At 58.4% G+C, this 15739-nt stretch carries 11 protein-coding genes; all 11 read left to right on the plus strand.

Features of this window, described 5'->3' with window-relative positions; translation table 11 throughout:
* Positions 1 to 66 precede the first annotated feature (66 nt).
* The 11 genes from rnr (at position 67) to ACP7E4_RS21835 (ending at position 15733) form a co-directional block, all read left to right on the plus strand.
* Positions 67 to 2703: a ribonuclease R gene (gene rnr / locus ACP7E4_RS21785; RefSeq protein ID WP_426117623.1), complete on the plus strand. Its 2637-nt coding sequence runs from the start codon at positions 67 to 69 to the stop codon at positions 2701 to 2703.
* On the plus strand, positions 2700 to 3464 hold the full coding sequence (rlmB, locus tag ACP7E4_RS21790) for a 23S rRNA (guanosine(2251)-2'-O)-methyltransferase RlmB (protein WP_426117622.1): 765 nt from the start codon (positions 2700 to 2702) through the stop codon (positions 3462 to 3464). Before rnr ends, rlmB begins: the two co-directional genes overlap by 4 nt.
* A 196-nt stretch (positions 3465 to 3660) precedes the next feature.
* Complete coding sequence (gene rpsF, locus ACP7E4_RS21795) at positions 3661 to 4086, plus strand: 30S ribosomal protein S6 (protein WP_020293663.1); 426 nt, start codon at positions 3661 to 3663, stop codon at positions 4084 to 4086.
* A 28-nt stretch (positions 4087 to 4114) separates the two neighbouring features.
* Positions 4115 to 4345 (plus strand): 30S ribosomal protein S18, encoded by a 231-nt coding sequence (gene rpsR / locus ACP7E4_RS21800; RefSeq protein ID WP_002551829.1) that lies wholly within the window; start codon positions 4115 to 4117, stop codon positions 4343 to 4345.
* 35 nt (positions 4346 to 4380) lie between these two features.
* Positions 4381 to 5277 carry a hypothetical protein gene (locus ACP7E4_RS21805; protein WP_426117621.1) on the plus strand — a complete coding sequence of 299 codons (897 nt, stop codon included), beginning with the start codon at positions 4381 to 4383 and terminating at the stop codon, positions 5275 to 5277.
* A 19-nt stretch (positions 5278 to 5296) separates the two neighbouring features.
* Positions 5297 to 5743 carry a 50S ribosomal protein L9 gene (rplI, locus tag ACP7E4_RS21810; protein ID WP_020293665.1) on the plus strand — a complete coding sequence of 149 codons (447 nt, stop codon included), beginning with the start codon at positions 5297 to 5299 and terminating at the stop codon, positions 5741 to 5743.
* A gap of 123 nt (positions 5744 to 5866) precedes the next feature.
* Positions 5867 to 7261, plus strand: a complete 1395-nt coding sequence (dnaB, locus tag ACP7E4_RS21815; protein ID WP_020293666.1) for a replicative DNA helicase — start codon at positions 5867 to 5869, stop codon at positions 7259 to 7261.
* 249 nt (positions 7262 to 7510) lie between these two features.
* The gene (locus ACP7E4_RS21820; RefSeq protein WP_426117620.1) at positions 7511 to 9826 is read left to right on the plus strand and encodes a YgiQ family radical SAM protein; all 2316 of its coding nucleotides are present in this window, start codon (positions 7511 to 7513) and stop codon (positions 9824 to 9826) included.
* Between the two features lie 232 nt (positions 9827 to 10058).
* Positions 10059 to 11549 (plus strand): hypothetical protein, encoded by a 1491-nt coding sequence (locus ACP7E4_RS21825; RefSeq protein WP_426117619.1) that lies wholly within the window; start codon positions 10059 to 10061, stop codon positions 11547 to 11549.
* A 123-nt stretch (positions 11550 to 11672) separates the two neighbouring features.
* On the plus strand, positions 11673 to 12116 hold the full coding sequence (locus ACP7E4_RS21830; protein ID WP_426117618.1) for a hypothetical protein: 444 nt from the start codon (positions 11673 to 11675) through the stop codon (positions 12114 to 12116).
* A 326-nt stretch (positions 12117 to 12442) separates the two neighbouring features.
* Positions 12443 to 15733, plus strand: coding sequence for a DUF2126 domain-containing protein (locus ACP7E4_RS21835; protein WP_426117617.1), 3291 nt, complete (start codon positions 12443 to 12445; stop codon positions 15731 to 15733).
* Positions 15734 to 15739: the final 6 nt, after the last annotated feature.

Below are 15739 nucleotides of genomic sequence, written 5' to 3' on the forward strand. Positions count from 1 at the left end.
TGAAATTTCCCGTTTCAATACGCGTATGCCAAACTAACCGCATATAGACAAGGTGAAAACTCTCTAATGGCCGATTGGCAGTCCCTCGATCCCGAGGCCGCTCGTGAAGCGGAAAAATATGAAAACCCTATTCCCAGCCGTGAGCTGATTCTCAAGCATCTCGCCGACCGTGGTTCGCCAGCGAGTCGCGAGCAGCTGGTAGAAGAGTTCGGTCTCACCACTGAAGATCAGTTCGAAGCCCTGCGCCGCCGCTTGCGCGCCATGGAGCGCGATGCGCAACTGATCTACACCCGCCGTGGCACGTATGCGCCAGTGGACAAGCTGGATCTGATCCTGGGTCGCATCAGTGGTCACCGTGATGGCTTTGGCTTCCTGATCCCTGATGATGGCACCGATGACCTGTTCATGAGCCCGGCGCAAATGCGTCTGGTGTTCGATGGCGACCGTGCGCTTGCGCGGGTATCGGGTCTGGATCGTCGCGGTCGCCGCGAAGGTGTGATCGTCGAAGTCATTTCCCGTGCTCATGAAACCGTGGTGGGTCGCTACTTCGAAGAAAGCGGCATCGGCTTCGTGATTCCGGACAACCCGAAGATCCAGCAGGAAGTGCTGGTGACGCCGGGCCGCAACAACAACGCGCAGATCGGTCAGTTCGTCGAAGTGAAGATCACTCACTGGCCGACGCCGCGCTTCCAGCCGCAAGGTGACATTGTTGAAGTGGTGGGCAATTACATGGCGCCCGGCATGGAAATCGATGTCGCGCTGCGCACCTACGATATTCCGCACGTCTGGCCTGAAGCTGTCCTCAAGGAAGCGGCCAGGCTCAAGCCGGAAGTCGAAGAAAAAGACAAGGAAAACCGCGTCGACCTGCGCCATCTGCCGTTCGTCACCATCGACGGCGAAGATGCTCGCGATTTCGACGATGCGGTCTTCTGCGAAGCCAAGCCGGGCAAGCTGCGCTTGTTCTCCGGTGGCTGGAAGCTCTACGTGGCCATCGCCGATGTGTCGAGCTACGTGAAGATTGGTTCGGCGCTGGATGCAGAATCGCAAGTGCGCGGCAACTCGGTGTATTTCCCCGAGCGCGTCGTGCCGATGCTGCCTGAGCAGCTGTCCAACGGCCTGTGCTCGCTGAACCCGCATGTTGATCGTCTGGCCATGGTCTGCGAAATGACCATCTCCAAGACCGGCGAGATGACCGATTACGTGTTCTACGAAGCGGTCATTCACTCCCACGCGCGCCTGACCTACAACAAGGTCAGCTCGATGCTGGAGCAGCCGAAAACCACCGAAGCGCGTCAGCTTCGTGGCGAATATCCTGATGTGTTGCCGCACCTCAAGCAGCTGTATGCGCTGTACAAGGTGTTGCTGGCGGCGCGTCATGTCCGGGGTGCGATTGACTTCGAAACCCAGGAAACCCGGATCATTTTCGGCACCGAACGCAAAATCGCCGAGATTCGTCCGACGACCCGCAACGATGCGCACAAGCTGATCGAAGAATGCATGCTGGCTGCCAACGTGGCCACTGCCGAGTTCCTCAAGAAGCACGAGATTCCTGCGCTGTATCGCGTCCACGACGGTCCCCCACCGGAGCGTCTGGAAAAACTTCGCGCCTTCCTGGGTGAGTTGGGTCTGTCGTTGCACAAGGGCAAGGATGGTCCTTCGCCGAAGGATTATCAGGCGTTGCTGGAAACCGTTCGCGGGCGTCCGGACTATCACCTGATCCAGACCGTCATGCTGCGTTCCCTGAGCCAGGCGGTTTACAGCTCGGACAACCACGGTCACTTCGGTCTGAATTACGAGGCGTACACGCACTTCACCTCGCCGATCCGTCGTTATCCCGATTTGCTTACGCACCGCGCAATCCGCAGCGTGATCCGCTCCAAGCAAGACACGCCACACGTGCGTCGTGCCGGTGCGATGACCATTCCGAAGGCGCGTATCTATCCGTACGACGAAGCCGCGCTGGAGCAGTTGGGCGAACAATGCTCGATGAGCGAGCGTCGCGCCGACGAAGCTACTCGCGATGTCGTGAACTGGCTCAAGTGCGAGTTCATGAAGGATCGCGTCGGCGAGTCGTTCCCGGGTGTGATCACTGCGGTGACAGGCTTTGGTCTGTTCGTCGAACTGACGGATATCTACGTCGAAGGCCTGGTACACGTTACGGCGCTGCCGGGCGACTACTACCACTTCGACCCTGTGCATCACCGCCTGGCGGGCGAGCGCACCGGTCGTAGCTTCCGTCTTGGCGATACCGTTGAAGTGCGGGTCATGCGCGTCGATCTCGACGAACGCAAGATCGACTTCGAAATGGCCGAGAAGACGATTACTGCGCCGATTGGTCGCAAGCGTCGCGGCAGTACCGAAACCACACCAGCGCCTGCTGAAAAGCAGTCCGCCGCGCCGTCCAAGGCACCGAGCAAGCGTCCTGCCAAGGCTAAAGCCAAGGCCGAGCCCGAAGCTTATCGCCCAAGCGACGCCGCCGCGAAAAACGCCGAAGTGCGCAAAAGTCGTGAGTTGAAGCAAGCCTTGTTGGCAGAAGCGAAAGGCGGTAGCAAGGCATCGTCGGGAAAGTCGAGTAACTCGGGCTCTGCTCCGAGTTCCGACAAGCCGGCGAGATCCGGTAAACATCGTAAAGGCCCGCCCAAAGCGGGTTCTGCTCCGGCTGCGAAAAGCGGCGGAGTGCGTAAACCTAAGGCCAAGTCATGAGTCAGCTGGAAAAAATCTACGGCGTGCATGCCGTAGAAGCGTTGTTGCGTCATCACCCGAAGCGGGTCAAGCAGGTCTGGCTGGCTGAAGGTCGCAACGATCCTCGTGTTCAGGTTCTGCTGGAACTGGCGAATCAGAATCGAGTGTCTGTCGGTCAGGCCGAACGTCGCGAAATGGACGTCTGGGTCGAAGGCGTCCACCAAGGTGTTGTCGCTGAAGTCAGCCCGAGCCAGGTCTGGGGCGAAGCGATGCTCGACGAGCTGCTGGATCGCACCGAAGGCGCACCGCTGATTCTGGTCCTTGATGGTGTGACCGATCCGCACAACCTCGGCGCTTGCCTGCGTACTGCCGATGCGGCTGGTGCGCTGGCGGTGTTGGTGCCGAAGGACAAGTCGGCAACCTTGACGCCGGTCGTGCGAAAAGTCGCATGCGGCGCTGCGGAAGTAATTCCGTTGGTCGCCGTCACCAACCTGGCCCGCACCCTGGAGAAACTCCAGCAGCGCGGGCTCTGGGTTGTCGGTACGGCGGGAGAGGCTGAGCAAGAGTTGTATCAGCAGGATCTCACCGGCCCGACCATCCTGATCATGGGTGCCGAAGGCAAAGGCATGCGCCGCCTGACCCGCGAGCACTGCGATTACCTGGTGCGTCTGCCGATGGCGGGCAGCGTCAGCAGCCTGAACGTTTCCGTTGCTACCGGCGTTTGCCTGTTTGAAGCGATGCGGCAGCGCAGCGTGAAAAAGGCAGACGCTTCGCGCAAGTGACGAGCTTCACGCTACAAGCTAAACACGCTCGGCTTGTAGCTTAAAGCTTGCAGCTTACAGCTGGCTTCCCTACAATTGCGCCCCTTGCTGTCACGGCAGGCGCTCATGTGCCTGACCCTGAGCAAGACTAACAGTGTCATTCACTCCTTGTCTGACCGCTAATTTGGCGGCAGGCTACAACCCGTAAGGAGCATTCATGCGTCATTACGAAATCATCTTTTTGGTCCACCCGGATCAAAGCGAGCAAGTCGGCGGCATGGTTGAGCGTTATACCAAGCTGATCGAAGAAGACGGCGGCAAAATCCACCGTCTGGAAGATTGGGGCCGTCGTCAACTGGCCTATGCAATCAACAATGTTCACAAGGCTCACTACGTGATGCTGAACGTTGAATGCACCGGTAAGGCCTTGGCTGAACTGGAAGACAACTTCCGTTACAACGATGCCGTGATCCGTAACCTGGTCATCCGTCGCGACGAAGCCGTAACTGGTCAGTCCGAGATGCTCAAGGCCGAAGAAAACCGCAGCGAGCGCCGTGAGCGTCGTGACCGTCCTGAGCACTCCGACAGCGCCGATGGCGATGACGGTGACAACAGCGACGCCAGCGATAACGCTGACGAGTAATCCACGGACCTTTTGAGGAGCCAATTACATGGCACGTTTCTTCCGTCGTCGTAAATTCTGCCGCTTCACCGCTGAAGACGTGAAGGAGATCGATTACAAAGATCTCAACACTCTGAAAGCATACGTATCCGAGACCGGCAAAATCGTTCCAAGCCGTATCACTGGTACAAAAGCACGTTATCAGCGTCAGCTGGCCACCGCTATCAAGCGTGCCCGCTTCCTGGCCCTGCTGGCCTACACCGACAGCCACGGCCGCTGAGACCGGGCAGTCGACTAAGTAGTAAGGATAGACGCATGCGCGCCATGGCTGAATTCATCATGCGCGGCCGCGTGCAGGCCACTCTCGTAGTGGTTGGTTGTGCGGCATTGCCGTTGTTGTTCTGGTTGAGTGCTGCTGCAGGTTGCCTTGTGCTCCTGCGGCGCGGGTTCAGAGACGCGTTTGGCGTCCTGGCCTGGGCTCTGCTGCCGGCCTTGGTCTGGTGGTATCTCGGTGAACCTCGCACCTTCATGGTGTTGGCAGGTTCGCTGGGGTTGGCGATGGTTCTTCGCGCCAGCGAGTCCTGGGTTCGTACGCTGCTGGCCAGCGTGGCACTGGGTCTGTTGTATGCAGTGATTCTGGGCGCGGTTTTCCGCGAACCCATTGAGGCGATGTCGCAGGAGTTGCAGAAACACCTGCCGGCGATGCTCTCGGGACTCTACGATCAGATGTCCGTAGAAGAGCGAGCGCGCCTGGGATCATTGATTGCACCGGTCCTGAACGGCCTGATAGCGGCCTTGTTGCAAATCGTCAGTGTGTTGAGCCTGATTATCGGGCGCTACTGGCAAGCGTTGTTGTACAACCCTGGAGGTTTCGGGCGCGAGTTTCGCGCCGTGAGACTCCCGCTGGTATCGGCGTTGATGCTGCTGGTGTGCATGCTTGTAGGACCGAATTTCGGTTCGCAGGCAGCGATGTTGACACCGTTGTGCAGCGTACCGCTGGTATTCGCCGGGCTGGCCCTGATGCACGGGTTGGTGGCTGAAAAGCGACTGGCCAAGTTCTGGCTGGTGGGGATGTACATAACGCTGCTGGTATTCATGCAGCTGATCTATCCGTTGCTGGCGTTGTTAGCCATTGTCGACAGCCTGATTGATTTTCGCGGACGCCTGGCGTCGAAAGACGCCGGTAATGGCCCTGCGAACGGTGAAGGTTAAAAGTTAAGAGGATTTTCACATGCAACTGATCCTTCTGGAAAAAGTCGCCAACCTGGGCAACCTGGGCGACAAAGTGAATGTTAAGGCCGGTTACGGTCGTAACTATCTGCTGCCATACGGTAAAGCTACCGCCGCGACCGCTGCCAACATTGCAGCGTTCGAAGAGCGTCGTGCCGAGCTGGAAAAACTGGCTGCAGACAAAAAAGCTTCTGCCGAAACTCGCGCTGCCCAACTGGCTGAGCTGGAAGTGACTATCACTGCCACCGCCGGTGACGAAGGCAAGCTGTTCGGTTCGATCGGCACCCACGACATCGCTGATGCACTGACCGCCTCTGGCGTTGAAGTTGCAAAAAGCGAAGTTCGTCTGCCGAACGGCACTATCCGCAACGTTGGCGAATTCGACGTAGCCGTGCACCTGCACAGCGACGTAGAAGCAACCGTACGCGTTGTTGTGGTAGCTGCTTAAGCAGTACGTGATCATCTGGCGACTTGCTCGCTAGAGGATTAACATCGGGCACGACCTGTTTTCAGGTCGTGCCCTTTGTCTTTCTGTACCCTGGTTTTTCACAACCCCTGATTCTGAGTGGTCATGAACGATATCTCCGCACCTGAGCAATACGATCTGCAAACCGCCGCCCTGAAGGTGCCGCCGCATTCCATCGAAGCCGAACAGGCTGTGCTCGGTGGCTTGATGCTGGACAACAACGCCTGGGAACGCGTGCTCGATCAAGTATCGGACGGCGATTTCTATCGACATGACCACCGTTTGATCTTCCGGGCCATTGCGCGTCTGGCCGATCAGAACATGCCCATCGACGTGGTTACCCTTGCCGAACAGCTGGACAAGGAAGGTCAGACTTCCCAGGTCGGCGGTCTGGGTTACCTCAGTGAACTGGCGAAAAACATTCCGTCGGTCGCCAACATCAAGGCGTATGCCCAGATCGTCCGCGAGCGTGCGACCTTGCGTCAGCTGATCAGCATCAGCACGGAAATCGCTGACAGCGCCTTCAACCCGGAAGGCCGTAACGCCGCCGAGATTCTTGACGAGGCCGAGCGGCAGATCTTCCAGATTGCCGAGGCGCGGCCGAAGACGGGCGGCCCGGTCAGCGTCACTGACCTGTTGACCAAGGCCATCGACCGCATCGATACCCTGTTCAATACCGATAACGCCATCACCGGTTTGTCCACCGGTTACACCGACCTGGATGGCATGACCAGCGGCCTGCAGCCGTCCGACCTGGTGATCGTCGCCGGTCGTCCGTCGATGGGTAAAACCACCTTCGCCATGAACCTCGTGGAAAACGCGGTGCTGCGCAGCGACAAGGCGGTTCTGGTCTACTCGCTGGAGATGCCAGGCGAATCGCTGATCATGCGTATGCTTTCTTCGCTGGGCCGCATCGACCAGACCAAGGTCCGCGCCGGTCGCCTGGAAGACGACGATTGGCCGCGCCTGACCTCGGCGGTCAACCTGCTCAATGATCGCAAGTTGTTTATCGACGATACGGCAGGCATCAGCCCTTCGGAAATGCGCGCGCGTACCCGCCGACTGGTGCGTGAGCACGGCGACATCGCGCTGATCATGATCGACTACCTGCAATTGATGCAGATTCCGGGTTCCGGCGGCGATAACCGCACCAACGAGATTTCCGAGATTTCCCGCTCGTTGAAAGCCCTGGCCAAGGAATTCAACTGCCCGGTGGTTGCGCTCTCGCAGCTCAACCGTTCCCTGGAGCAGCGCCCGAACAAACGCCCGATCAACTCCGACTTGCGCGAATCCGGAGCGATCGAGCAGGATGCTGACGTCATCATGTTCGTCTACCGGGACGAGGTGTACCACCCGGAAACCGAGCACAAGGGCATCGCCGAAATCATCATCGGCAAGCAGCGTAACGGCCCGATCGGCACTACGCGGCTGGCGTTCATCGGCAAGTACACGCGTTTCGAAAACCTCGCGCCGGGCAGTTATAACTTCGACGACGAGTAATTTGAATTAAAGGAGATCACTCGTGGGACCGGCTTTAGCCGGGAAGAGGCCGGTACATCCGGCGCAGTTCTGCCTCAGGAATATCGCCTTCCCGGCTAAAGCCGGTCCCACGGGCTAAACGCAGCCCCTCCATCAGTCAATCAAATCCGACCACCACCGTCGGACTTGATCAAATTTTGTGCTATATTCCGCGACCGCGATTTTTACCAACGCGAATCGCCTTCCTGCACACCAACACCGGTCATCGACATGCAAGCAGCCAAGCCGTTATTTGACTATCCCAAGTACTGGGCCGAATGTTTCGGACCAGCGCCTTTCCTGCCGATGAGCCGGGAAGAAATGGATCAACTTGGCTGGGATTCCTGCGACATCATCATCGTTACCGGTGATGCGTACGTGGATCACCCGTCTTTTGGTATGGCGATCATTGGCCGGCTGCTGGAGTCGCAAGGCTTCCGCGTGGGGATCATCGCCCAGCCGAACTGGCAGTCCAAAGACGACTTCATGAAGCTCGGCGAGCCGAATCTGTTTTTCGGCGTCGCTGCGGGCAACATGGACTCGATGATCAACCGCTACACCGCAGACAAGAAAATCCGTTCCGACGACGCTTACACGCCTGGCGGCATGGCCGGCAAGCGTCCGGACCGCGCGAGCCTGGTTTACAGCCAGCGCTGCAAGGAAGCCTACAAGCATGTGCCGATCGTGCTCGGCGGTATCGAGGCTTCGCTGCGCCGTATCGCGCATTACGATTACTGGCAGGACAAGGTTCGCAACTCGATCCTGATCGACGCCTGCGCCGATATTCTGTTGTACGGTAACGCCGAACGAGCGATTGTCGAAGTCGCCCAGCGCTTGTCCTACGGGCACAAGATCGAAGACATCACCGATGTGCGCGGCACTGCGTTCATTCGTCGCGACACGCCCGCTGGCTGGTACGAAGTGGACTCCACGCGTATCGACCGTCCGGGCAAGATCGACAAGATCATCAACCCGTACGTCAATACTCAGGACACCGAAGCCTGCGCCATCGAGCAGGACAAAGGTCCGGTTGAAGACCCGAACGAAGCCAAGGTCGTGCAGATCCTGGCCAGCCCACGCATGACGCGCGACAAGACCGTCATTCGTTTGCCGTCCATGGAAAAAGTCCGCGCCGACTCGGTGCTCTATGCCCACGCTAACCGGGTGTTGCACCTTGAAACCAACCCGGGCAACGCTCGCGCTCTGGTTCAAAAGCATGGCGAAGTCGACGTCTGGTTCAACCCGCCGCCGATTCCGATGACCACTGACGAAATGGACTACGTGTTCGGCATGCCTTACGCACGTGTCCCGCATCCTGCGTACGGCAAGGAAAAGATTCCCGCCTACGACATGATTCGCTTCTCGGTGAACATCATGCGCGGCTGCTTCGGTGGCTGTACCTTCTGCTCGATCACCGAGCACGAAGGTCGCATCATCCAGAACCGTTCCGAAGAATCGATCATTCGCGAAATCGAAGAAATTCGCGACAAGGTCCCGGGTTTTACCGGCGTCATTTCCGATCTGGGCGGGCCGACCGCGAACATGTATCGCATTGCCTGCAAGAGCCCGGAAATCGAATCCGCGTGCCGCAAGCCGTCTTGCGTGTTCCCTGGCATCTGCCCGAACCTGAACACCGATCACTCGGCGCTGATCCAGCTGTACCGCAGCGCTCGTGCCTTGCCCGGTGTGAAGAAGATCCTGATCGCTTCCGGCCTGCGCTATGACCTTGCGGTCGAGTCGCCGGAATACGTCAAGGAACTGGTCACCCACCACGTCGGTGGCTACCTGAAGATCGCCCCGGAACACACCGAGGAAGGTCCGCTCAACCAGATGATGAAGCCGGGCATTGGCAGCTATGACAAGTTCAAGCGCATGTTCGAGAAGTACACCAAGGAAGCAGGCAAGGAGCAGTACCTGATTCCTTACTTCATTGCGGCCCACCCGGGCACCACCGATGAAGACATGATGAACCTCGCCCTGTGGCTCAAGGGCAACGGTTTCCGCGCCGATCAGGTGCAGGCGTTCTATCCGTCGCCAATGGCGACCGCGACCGCCATGTATCACTCGGGCAAGAACCCGCTGCGCAAAGTGACCTACAAGAGCGATTCGGTGACCATCGTCAAGAGCGAGGACCAGCGCCGCTTGCACAAGGCGTTCCTGCGCTATCACGATCCGAAAGGCTGGCCGGTGCTGCGCGAAGCATTGATCCGCATGGGCCGTGCCGACCTGATCGGTTCGGGCAAGGATCAGCTGATTCCGGCCCATCAGCCCGCCACCGAGGGTTATCAGAGCGCGCGTCGCAAGAACTCGACGCCAGCCGGTAGTCATAAAGTCGCTAGCCCTAAAGCGCCGAAGACCACGCTGATCCAGACCCAGCATACCGGACTGCCGCCGCGCGCCAGCGATGGCAGCAAGCCTTGGGACAAGCGTGAAGAAGCCAAAGCGGCCGCAATGGTCCGCAACAAGCAGGCGGCCAAGGATCGGATTGACGCGGCCAAGGGCAAAGGCCCGAAACCGCCGAAACGCAAGCCGGCTGTTCCCCGCTGATAGTGTTCGCCTGAAATGCATAACGCCAACCTCCGGGTTGGCGTTTTGCATTTCAGCGTTCTGATTTTTATGTCCTGACGGCGACAGGTCAGCAGACACTGACAGAGAACTAAGACATTTCACACACGATGTCTGCGCTCTTCCAGCATCCAGCAAAGCGATGAATCCCTACCCTCGATTTCTTCATTGAAAGCGCTAGTACTGCTAGCTGCCTGAGTCGGGGAGAGTCGCCGTGGTCATCATCAACAGTCTTAACAATCCCTTGAGCAATCAGCCTGTTGCCACCCGTGCGGTGGGTAATCCTCAGGTCTCGGTATCCGCGAGTGCTGAAACGACACCTGCTAGCCATACGCCTCGCGACAGCTCTGTTTCATCGTTGGCGCGCCAGCTCGGCGCAGCTGCGGCGCGGGCGCAGATAAGGGATTCAGCGCTTGACCCGCAATCTCTTGGCCAGAAAGCTTCGCAAGTATTAACCGAGCTATCGGGTAGCGTCGGCGGCGTGGACAGTAGTTCGTTTGAAGGCATGCCTCGGGATCAGCTGGCGCTGATTACCTATGCTGAGCACGGCGAGTTCACCGTTGCAGAGCGTGTGTCAGCCTGGCAGGAAACCGCCAGACAGGAGCAGCTCTGGCGCCAGAGTGCGGCGACGCGGGTGTTGGACGAGTACAGCTCGACGGGCAAAATGACGGGATTTCTCGGCGAGGCGCTTGCTCACTTCAAGTCGCTCGCCGTTATCGAGCAAGCGCAGTATCCGACCGGTTATGCGGACGATCTCTTGGGCAAAATCGCTCTCGATTCAAGCGATACGCCAATCACGCAAGTACGCGCGGCCAGCCCTATGGAGATGGTCCGAGGACTGCTTCCTGAAACAGCGTTTGCCCGGGTGTCCAAGTCGGATGAGTCAACGATCGATGCCCGTGGCCGGCAGATAATGCTGGATCGCTTGTTCGGCGGGCGTGAGCCGCCAGTCATGGACTCTACGGGGGGATTGACCTTTACGCACCTCTGTCATTCGAGCGATGACTTCCTCACTAAAAATGATCGCCAACTGCTTTCTGATATCTATGCGTATGTACAGGACAAGGATGTTGACATGGCATACGTCGATCGCATCGCTTGGAATATTGGACACTACCGACAATTTGGTAATGGTCGTTTTCTTGGAGGGTTTAACGGGAATAGCTATGATCTTCAAGGTTGGCAAAAAACTATAAGCTTCACTGAGCAAGACACCGTTATCGCATCGCGAGTGCTGAATGGGTCGGCAATAAATAGCACCCGGTTTGATCAAGGATTTTTGCGGCATATTCTGGATCCAAGCTTTGGTGCGATCAATAATTCAGGGTATTTTGGATTCATGGAGCATGTGGTGACCAAGTTCTCCGCTGAATCCCACACTGTCGATTCTCTAGAGAACCAGTTCGCTACCTATGTACCTAAGCCAAGGGAGGAGTATTACGTGATGACGACTTCAAGTACGGTGAGGCTCCATTTACCGGAGCCGGATTTCATCACTGAAAATGGAGTGAGGCGCCTCACCGAAAAGGGGCGAGCTCTTGGTTATACGTTGGAAGAATTTACCGGAGAGGCGGTTCGCCCGCACCTTGAACTGGTGCGAGCCAAAAGCGGACTGGAGATACTACGACAATGGTCCGGTAATGAGCGCCATCCCGGAGTGTCGGGCCGGCTTGTAAGTCTATGGGAGTGGCTTGGGAAAATGTAGGGCCGGCATTCACAGTTCGTTGGTAAGTGCCCAAGAGTTTTATCAGGCATACATATGTATGTCGCACTGCTCAAGCTGTTGAGTAAGCTGCGGGTCATCAACCACAAAAATAAGGATTGACCCATGAAAAAAATACTAGTAATTACGCTTGCTCTTTTGTCCGTTAATAGCTTTGCTGCAGATGAATTCATTAGTAAGTCTGCAGCGCCGACTCGAATTGTAGTTGCCAAAGCCGGTATTGGTCTGGCGCAATTTTCAATGATGAGTTTTGACTTTCCGAGCTCACATCGTTTTGCTCCGAAGAAGCTCAAGGGCATCAGTTGGAGGACGACCTATTATCCTGACAACATGAATGAAACGGTTCAGATTTGCTACACCAAACCTGCTAGTTCTAATTATGATGATTGTCGTGATATTTCGCCGAACTCTTCGGATGCTACTGAGTATTTTAATAAATACAGTTTTGACAAATATGCGAGATTCACTTTTCGACATACGGTCAAAGGCGGAAAAAATCAGGGAGCTCCGGCAGGTGAAGACTCAATTGTCGTTCGCTACAGTTATTAGTAGGCGGCGTAAGCCGTATTAGATTTTCGCTTCTACCGGATCCGTAGGACCGGATTTATCCGGGAGGGCGCCTGTGCAGATGTTAAATCTGCGGCGCCTGGCAAATTTCTCGCGAATGAATTCGCTCCTACGGGTCTCTCCCGGTCTGACACACTTGAAAAATTCACTCCGCCCGCTCTTTTTCTGTGCAACGCTTGCACCGCAGGGCAGGGTGAGCGCTTTAATGGTGCTTTGGTCTGCCGTTGTCTCGCGCAACCGCCGTATTTGCCCGGATGGCATAAGTCTTGCGCGGTTGCATTACCGTCCAGGCTCGCAGGAGGCACGCCGTGTCGATTCATATTGCCTTGCACCACGTCACGCATTACCGCTACGACCGAGCGGTGGAACTGGGGCCGCAGATTGTTCGCCTGCGTCCGGCAGCTCATAGTCGCACCCGGGTTTTGTCCTATTCCCTGAAAGTCTTGCCTGAAAACCACTTCATCAACTGGCAGCAAGACCCCCAAGGCAACTATCTGGCGCGTCTGGTTTTCCCGGAGAAGACCAGCGAGTTGCGGGTTGAAGTCGATCTGGTCGCCGAAATGGCGGTATTCAACCCGTTCGACTTTTTCCTTGAGCCTTACGCCGAGAAGATCCCGTTCTTCTATGCCAGCGACGAGCAGCGCGAACTTGCGCCCTATCTGGAAACGCTGCCGCTGACACCGCGATTTGCCGCGTATCTGGCGAGCATCGACCGCACGCCGCTGCCTGCCATCGATTTTCTGGTGGGCCTGAACCAGCGCCTGAGCCAGGACATCGATTACCTGATTCGCATGGAGCCCGGCGTGCAAACCCCGGAGTTCACCCTCGACAACGCTTCCGGCTCCTGCCGCGACTCGGCGTGGTTGCTGGTGCAGTTGCTGCGTCATCTGGGTATGGCAGCGCGTTTCGTCTCGGGTTATCTGATTCAGCTCAAGGCTGACGTCGAAGCCCTCGACGGGCCGTCCGGCACCGATGTGGACTTCACTGATCTGCACGCCTGGTGTGAAGTGTATTTGCCCGGCGCCGGTTGGGTCGGGCTTGATGCCACGTCCGGGCTGTTTGCTGGCGAAGGCCATATTCCGTTGGCGTGCAGCCCGGAGCCTTCCTCCGCCGCGCCGATCAGCGGCCTGGTGGAGCCGTGCGAAACCGAGTTCATGCACGAAATGTCCGTGGAGCGCATCTGGGAAGCGCCGCGCGTCACCAAACCTTACAGCGAAGAGCAATGGCTGGCGATTCAGGCCCTCGGGCGGCAGATCGACAGCGATCTGGTTCGCGATGACGTGCGCCTGACCATGGGCGGCGAGCCGACGTTCGTGTCCATCGACGACCGCGACGGCGATGAATGGAACACCGCTGCGCTAGGGCCGAAAAAGCGCGAGCTGTCCGCCGAGCTGTTTCAGCGCATGCGCAAACATTACGCGCCGCTGGGCATCGTGCATTTCGGCCAGGGCAAATGGTATCCGGGCGAACAACTACCGCGCTGGTCGCTGAACTGCTTCTGGCGCAAGGACGGGCAACCGGTCTGGCACAACAACGCGTTGATCGCCGATGAAAGCCAGGATTACGGCGCGACCGGCGAGCTGGCGGGGCGCTTTCTGACCAGCGTCGCCGAGCGCCTGAAGCTGCCGGAACGCTTTGTCTTCCCGGCCTACGAAGACAATTTCTATTACCTGTGGCGCGAAGGTGCGCTGCCGGTCAACGTCAGCGCCGAGGATTCGCGGCTCGGCGATGAGCTGGAGCGTGCGCGGTTGCGTAAAGTCTTCGCTCAGGGCCTGGACAAGATCATCGGCCAGGTGCTGCCGTTGGCGCGCAATGCCGCCGGGGATCGCTGGCAGAGCGGTCGCTGGTACCTGCGCGACAACCATTGCCGGTTGGTGCCGGGTGATTCGGCGCTGGGCTATCGTCTGCCGCTGGCTTCCCAGCCGTGGGTCAAGGCGGCGGAATATCCGTTCATTCATCCCACCGACCACAACCAGGATTTCCCTGAGTTGCCGGGCAGCGCCCAGGTTCAGTCGCAACTCAGCGGCCTGACCGAGCAGCCGGACGCCAACGCCGAGCGCGAACCGAAGATCGACGAGTCCGCCGATTGGCTGACCCGTACCGCGCTGTGCGCCGAAGCGCGGGACGGGCGGCTGTATGTGTTCATGCCGCCGCTGGAGAAGCTTGAAGATTATCTGGAGCTGGTCGCTGCGGTCGAAGCCAGCGCTGAAGAGCTGCATTGCCCGATTTTGCTGGAAGGCTACGAGCCGCCGAGCGATCCGCGTCTGGCCAATTTCCGGATCACGCCGGATCCGGGCGTCATCGAAGTCAACGTGCAGCCGTCGGCCACCTGGGACGAGCTGGTCGAGCGCACCGAGTTTCTCTACGAACAAGCGCGTCTGACGCGCCTGACCACCGAGAAATTCATGATCGACGGGCGTCACACCGGTACCGGTGGCGGCAACCACTTCGTCATGGGCGGCGCCACGCCAGCCGACTCGCCGTTCCTGCGGCGGCCGGATGTGCTGCGCAGCCTGCTTAGTTACTGGCATAACCATCCATCGCTGTCATACCTGTTTTCCGGGCTGTTCATTGGCCCGACTTCCCAGGCGCCGCGGGTCGACGAAGCACGCAACGATTCACTGTACGAGATGGAAATTGCCTTCGCGCAAATGCCCAAGCCGGGCGAAGCAGTCGCGCCGTGGCTGGTGGATCGCCTGCTGCGTAACCTGCTGATCGACGTGACGGGCAACACGCACCGCGCCGAATTCTGCGTCGACAAACTGTATTCCCCCGATGGCGCTACCGGCCGGTTAGGATTGCTGGAACTGCGCGCTTTCGAGATGCCGCCCCACGCGCGCATGAGCCTGGCGCAGCAACTGCTGTTGCGCGCGTTGGTCGCGCGTTTCTGGCGCGAGCCATACGCACCCGCCAAGCTGGCGCGCTGGGGTACGCAGCTGCATGACCGCTTCATGCTGCCGCACTTCATCGAGCAAGACTTTGCCGACGTCATCGTCGAACTCAACGGCGCGGGTTATCCGCTGCGGGCCGAGTGGTTCGCGGCGCATCTGGAATTCCGTTTCCCGAAAGTCGGCGATTACGCGGTAAGCGGCATCGAACTGGAACTGCGTCAGGCGCTTGAGCCTTGGCATGTGCTGGGTGAAGAAGGTGCGGCGGGCGGCGCGGTGCGCTATGTGGATTCGTCCCTTGAGCGCTTGCAGGTGAAAATCAACGGCCTGCCACCGCAGCGTTACCTGCTGACCTGCAATGGCATTCCGGTGCCTTTGCAGCCGACCGGTCGCGTCGGCGAGTTCGTCGCAGGCGTGCGTTATCGCGCCTGGCAACCCGCCAATTGCCTGCAACCGACTATTCCTGTCCATGCGCCGCTGGTATTTGACCTGGTTGATACATGGATGCAGCGCTCACTGGGCGGCTGCGAGTATCATGTCGCGCATCCTGGTGGTCGTAACTACGAAACCTTGCCGGTCAACGCCAACGAAGCGGAAAGCCGGCGCCTGGCGCGATTCTTCAGGATCGGCCACACCCCCGGCAAACTGGAAGTGCCGCTGCTGACCATCAATGACGAACTGCCCATGACGCTGGATATGCGTCTGCACTAAAAGTGT

Source organism: Pseudomonas sp. DSP3-2-3 (genome assembly GCF_049898225.1).
Taxonomy (GTDB): Bacteria; Pseudomonadota; Gammaproteobacteria; order Pseudomonadales; family Pseudomonadaceae; genus Aquipseudomonas.

What these genes read in the sequence shown, in the direction of transcription:
- rnr (WP_426117623.1), top strand. Translation starts at nt 67, where the DNA reads ATGGCCGATTGGCAGTCCCTCGATCCCGAGGCCGCTCGTGAAGCGGAA.
- rlmB (WP_426117622.1), top strand. Translation starts at nt 2,700, where the DNA reads ATGAGTCAGCTGGAAAAAATCTACGGCGTGCATGCCGTAGAAGCGTTG.
- rpsF (WP_020293663.1), top strand. Translation starts at nt 3,661, where the DNA reads ATGCGTCATTACGAAATCATCTTTTTGGTCCACCCGGATCAAAGCGAG.
- rpsR (WP_002551829.1), top strand. Translation starts at nt 4,115, where the DNA reads ATGGCACGTTTCTTCCGTCGTCGTAAATTCTGCCGCTTCACCGCTGAA.
- ACP7E4_RS21805 (WP_426117621.1), top strand. Translation starts at nt 4,381, where the DNA reads ATGCGCGCCATGGCTGAATTCATCATGCGCGGCCGCGTGCAGGCCACT.
- rplI (WP_020293665.1), top strand. Translation starts at nt 5,297, where the DNA reads ATGCAACTGATCCTTCTGGAAAAAGTCGCCAACCTGGGCAACCTGGGC.
- dnaB (WP_020293666.1), top strand. Translation starts at nt 5,867, where the DNA reads ATGAACGATATCTCCGCACCTGAGCAATACGATCTGCAAACCGCCGCC.
- ACP7E4_RS21820 (WP_426117620.1), top strand. Translation starts at nt 7,511, where the DNA reads ATGCAAGCAGCCAAGCCGTTATTTGACTATCCCAAGTACTGGGCCGAA.
- ACP7E4_RS21830 (WP_426117618.1), top strand. Translation starts at nt 11,673, where the DNA reads ATGAAAAAAATACTAGTAATTACGCTTGCTCTTTTGTCCGTTAATAGC.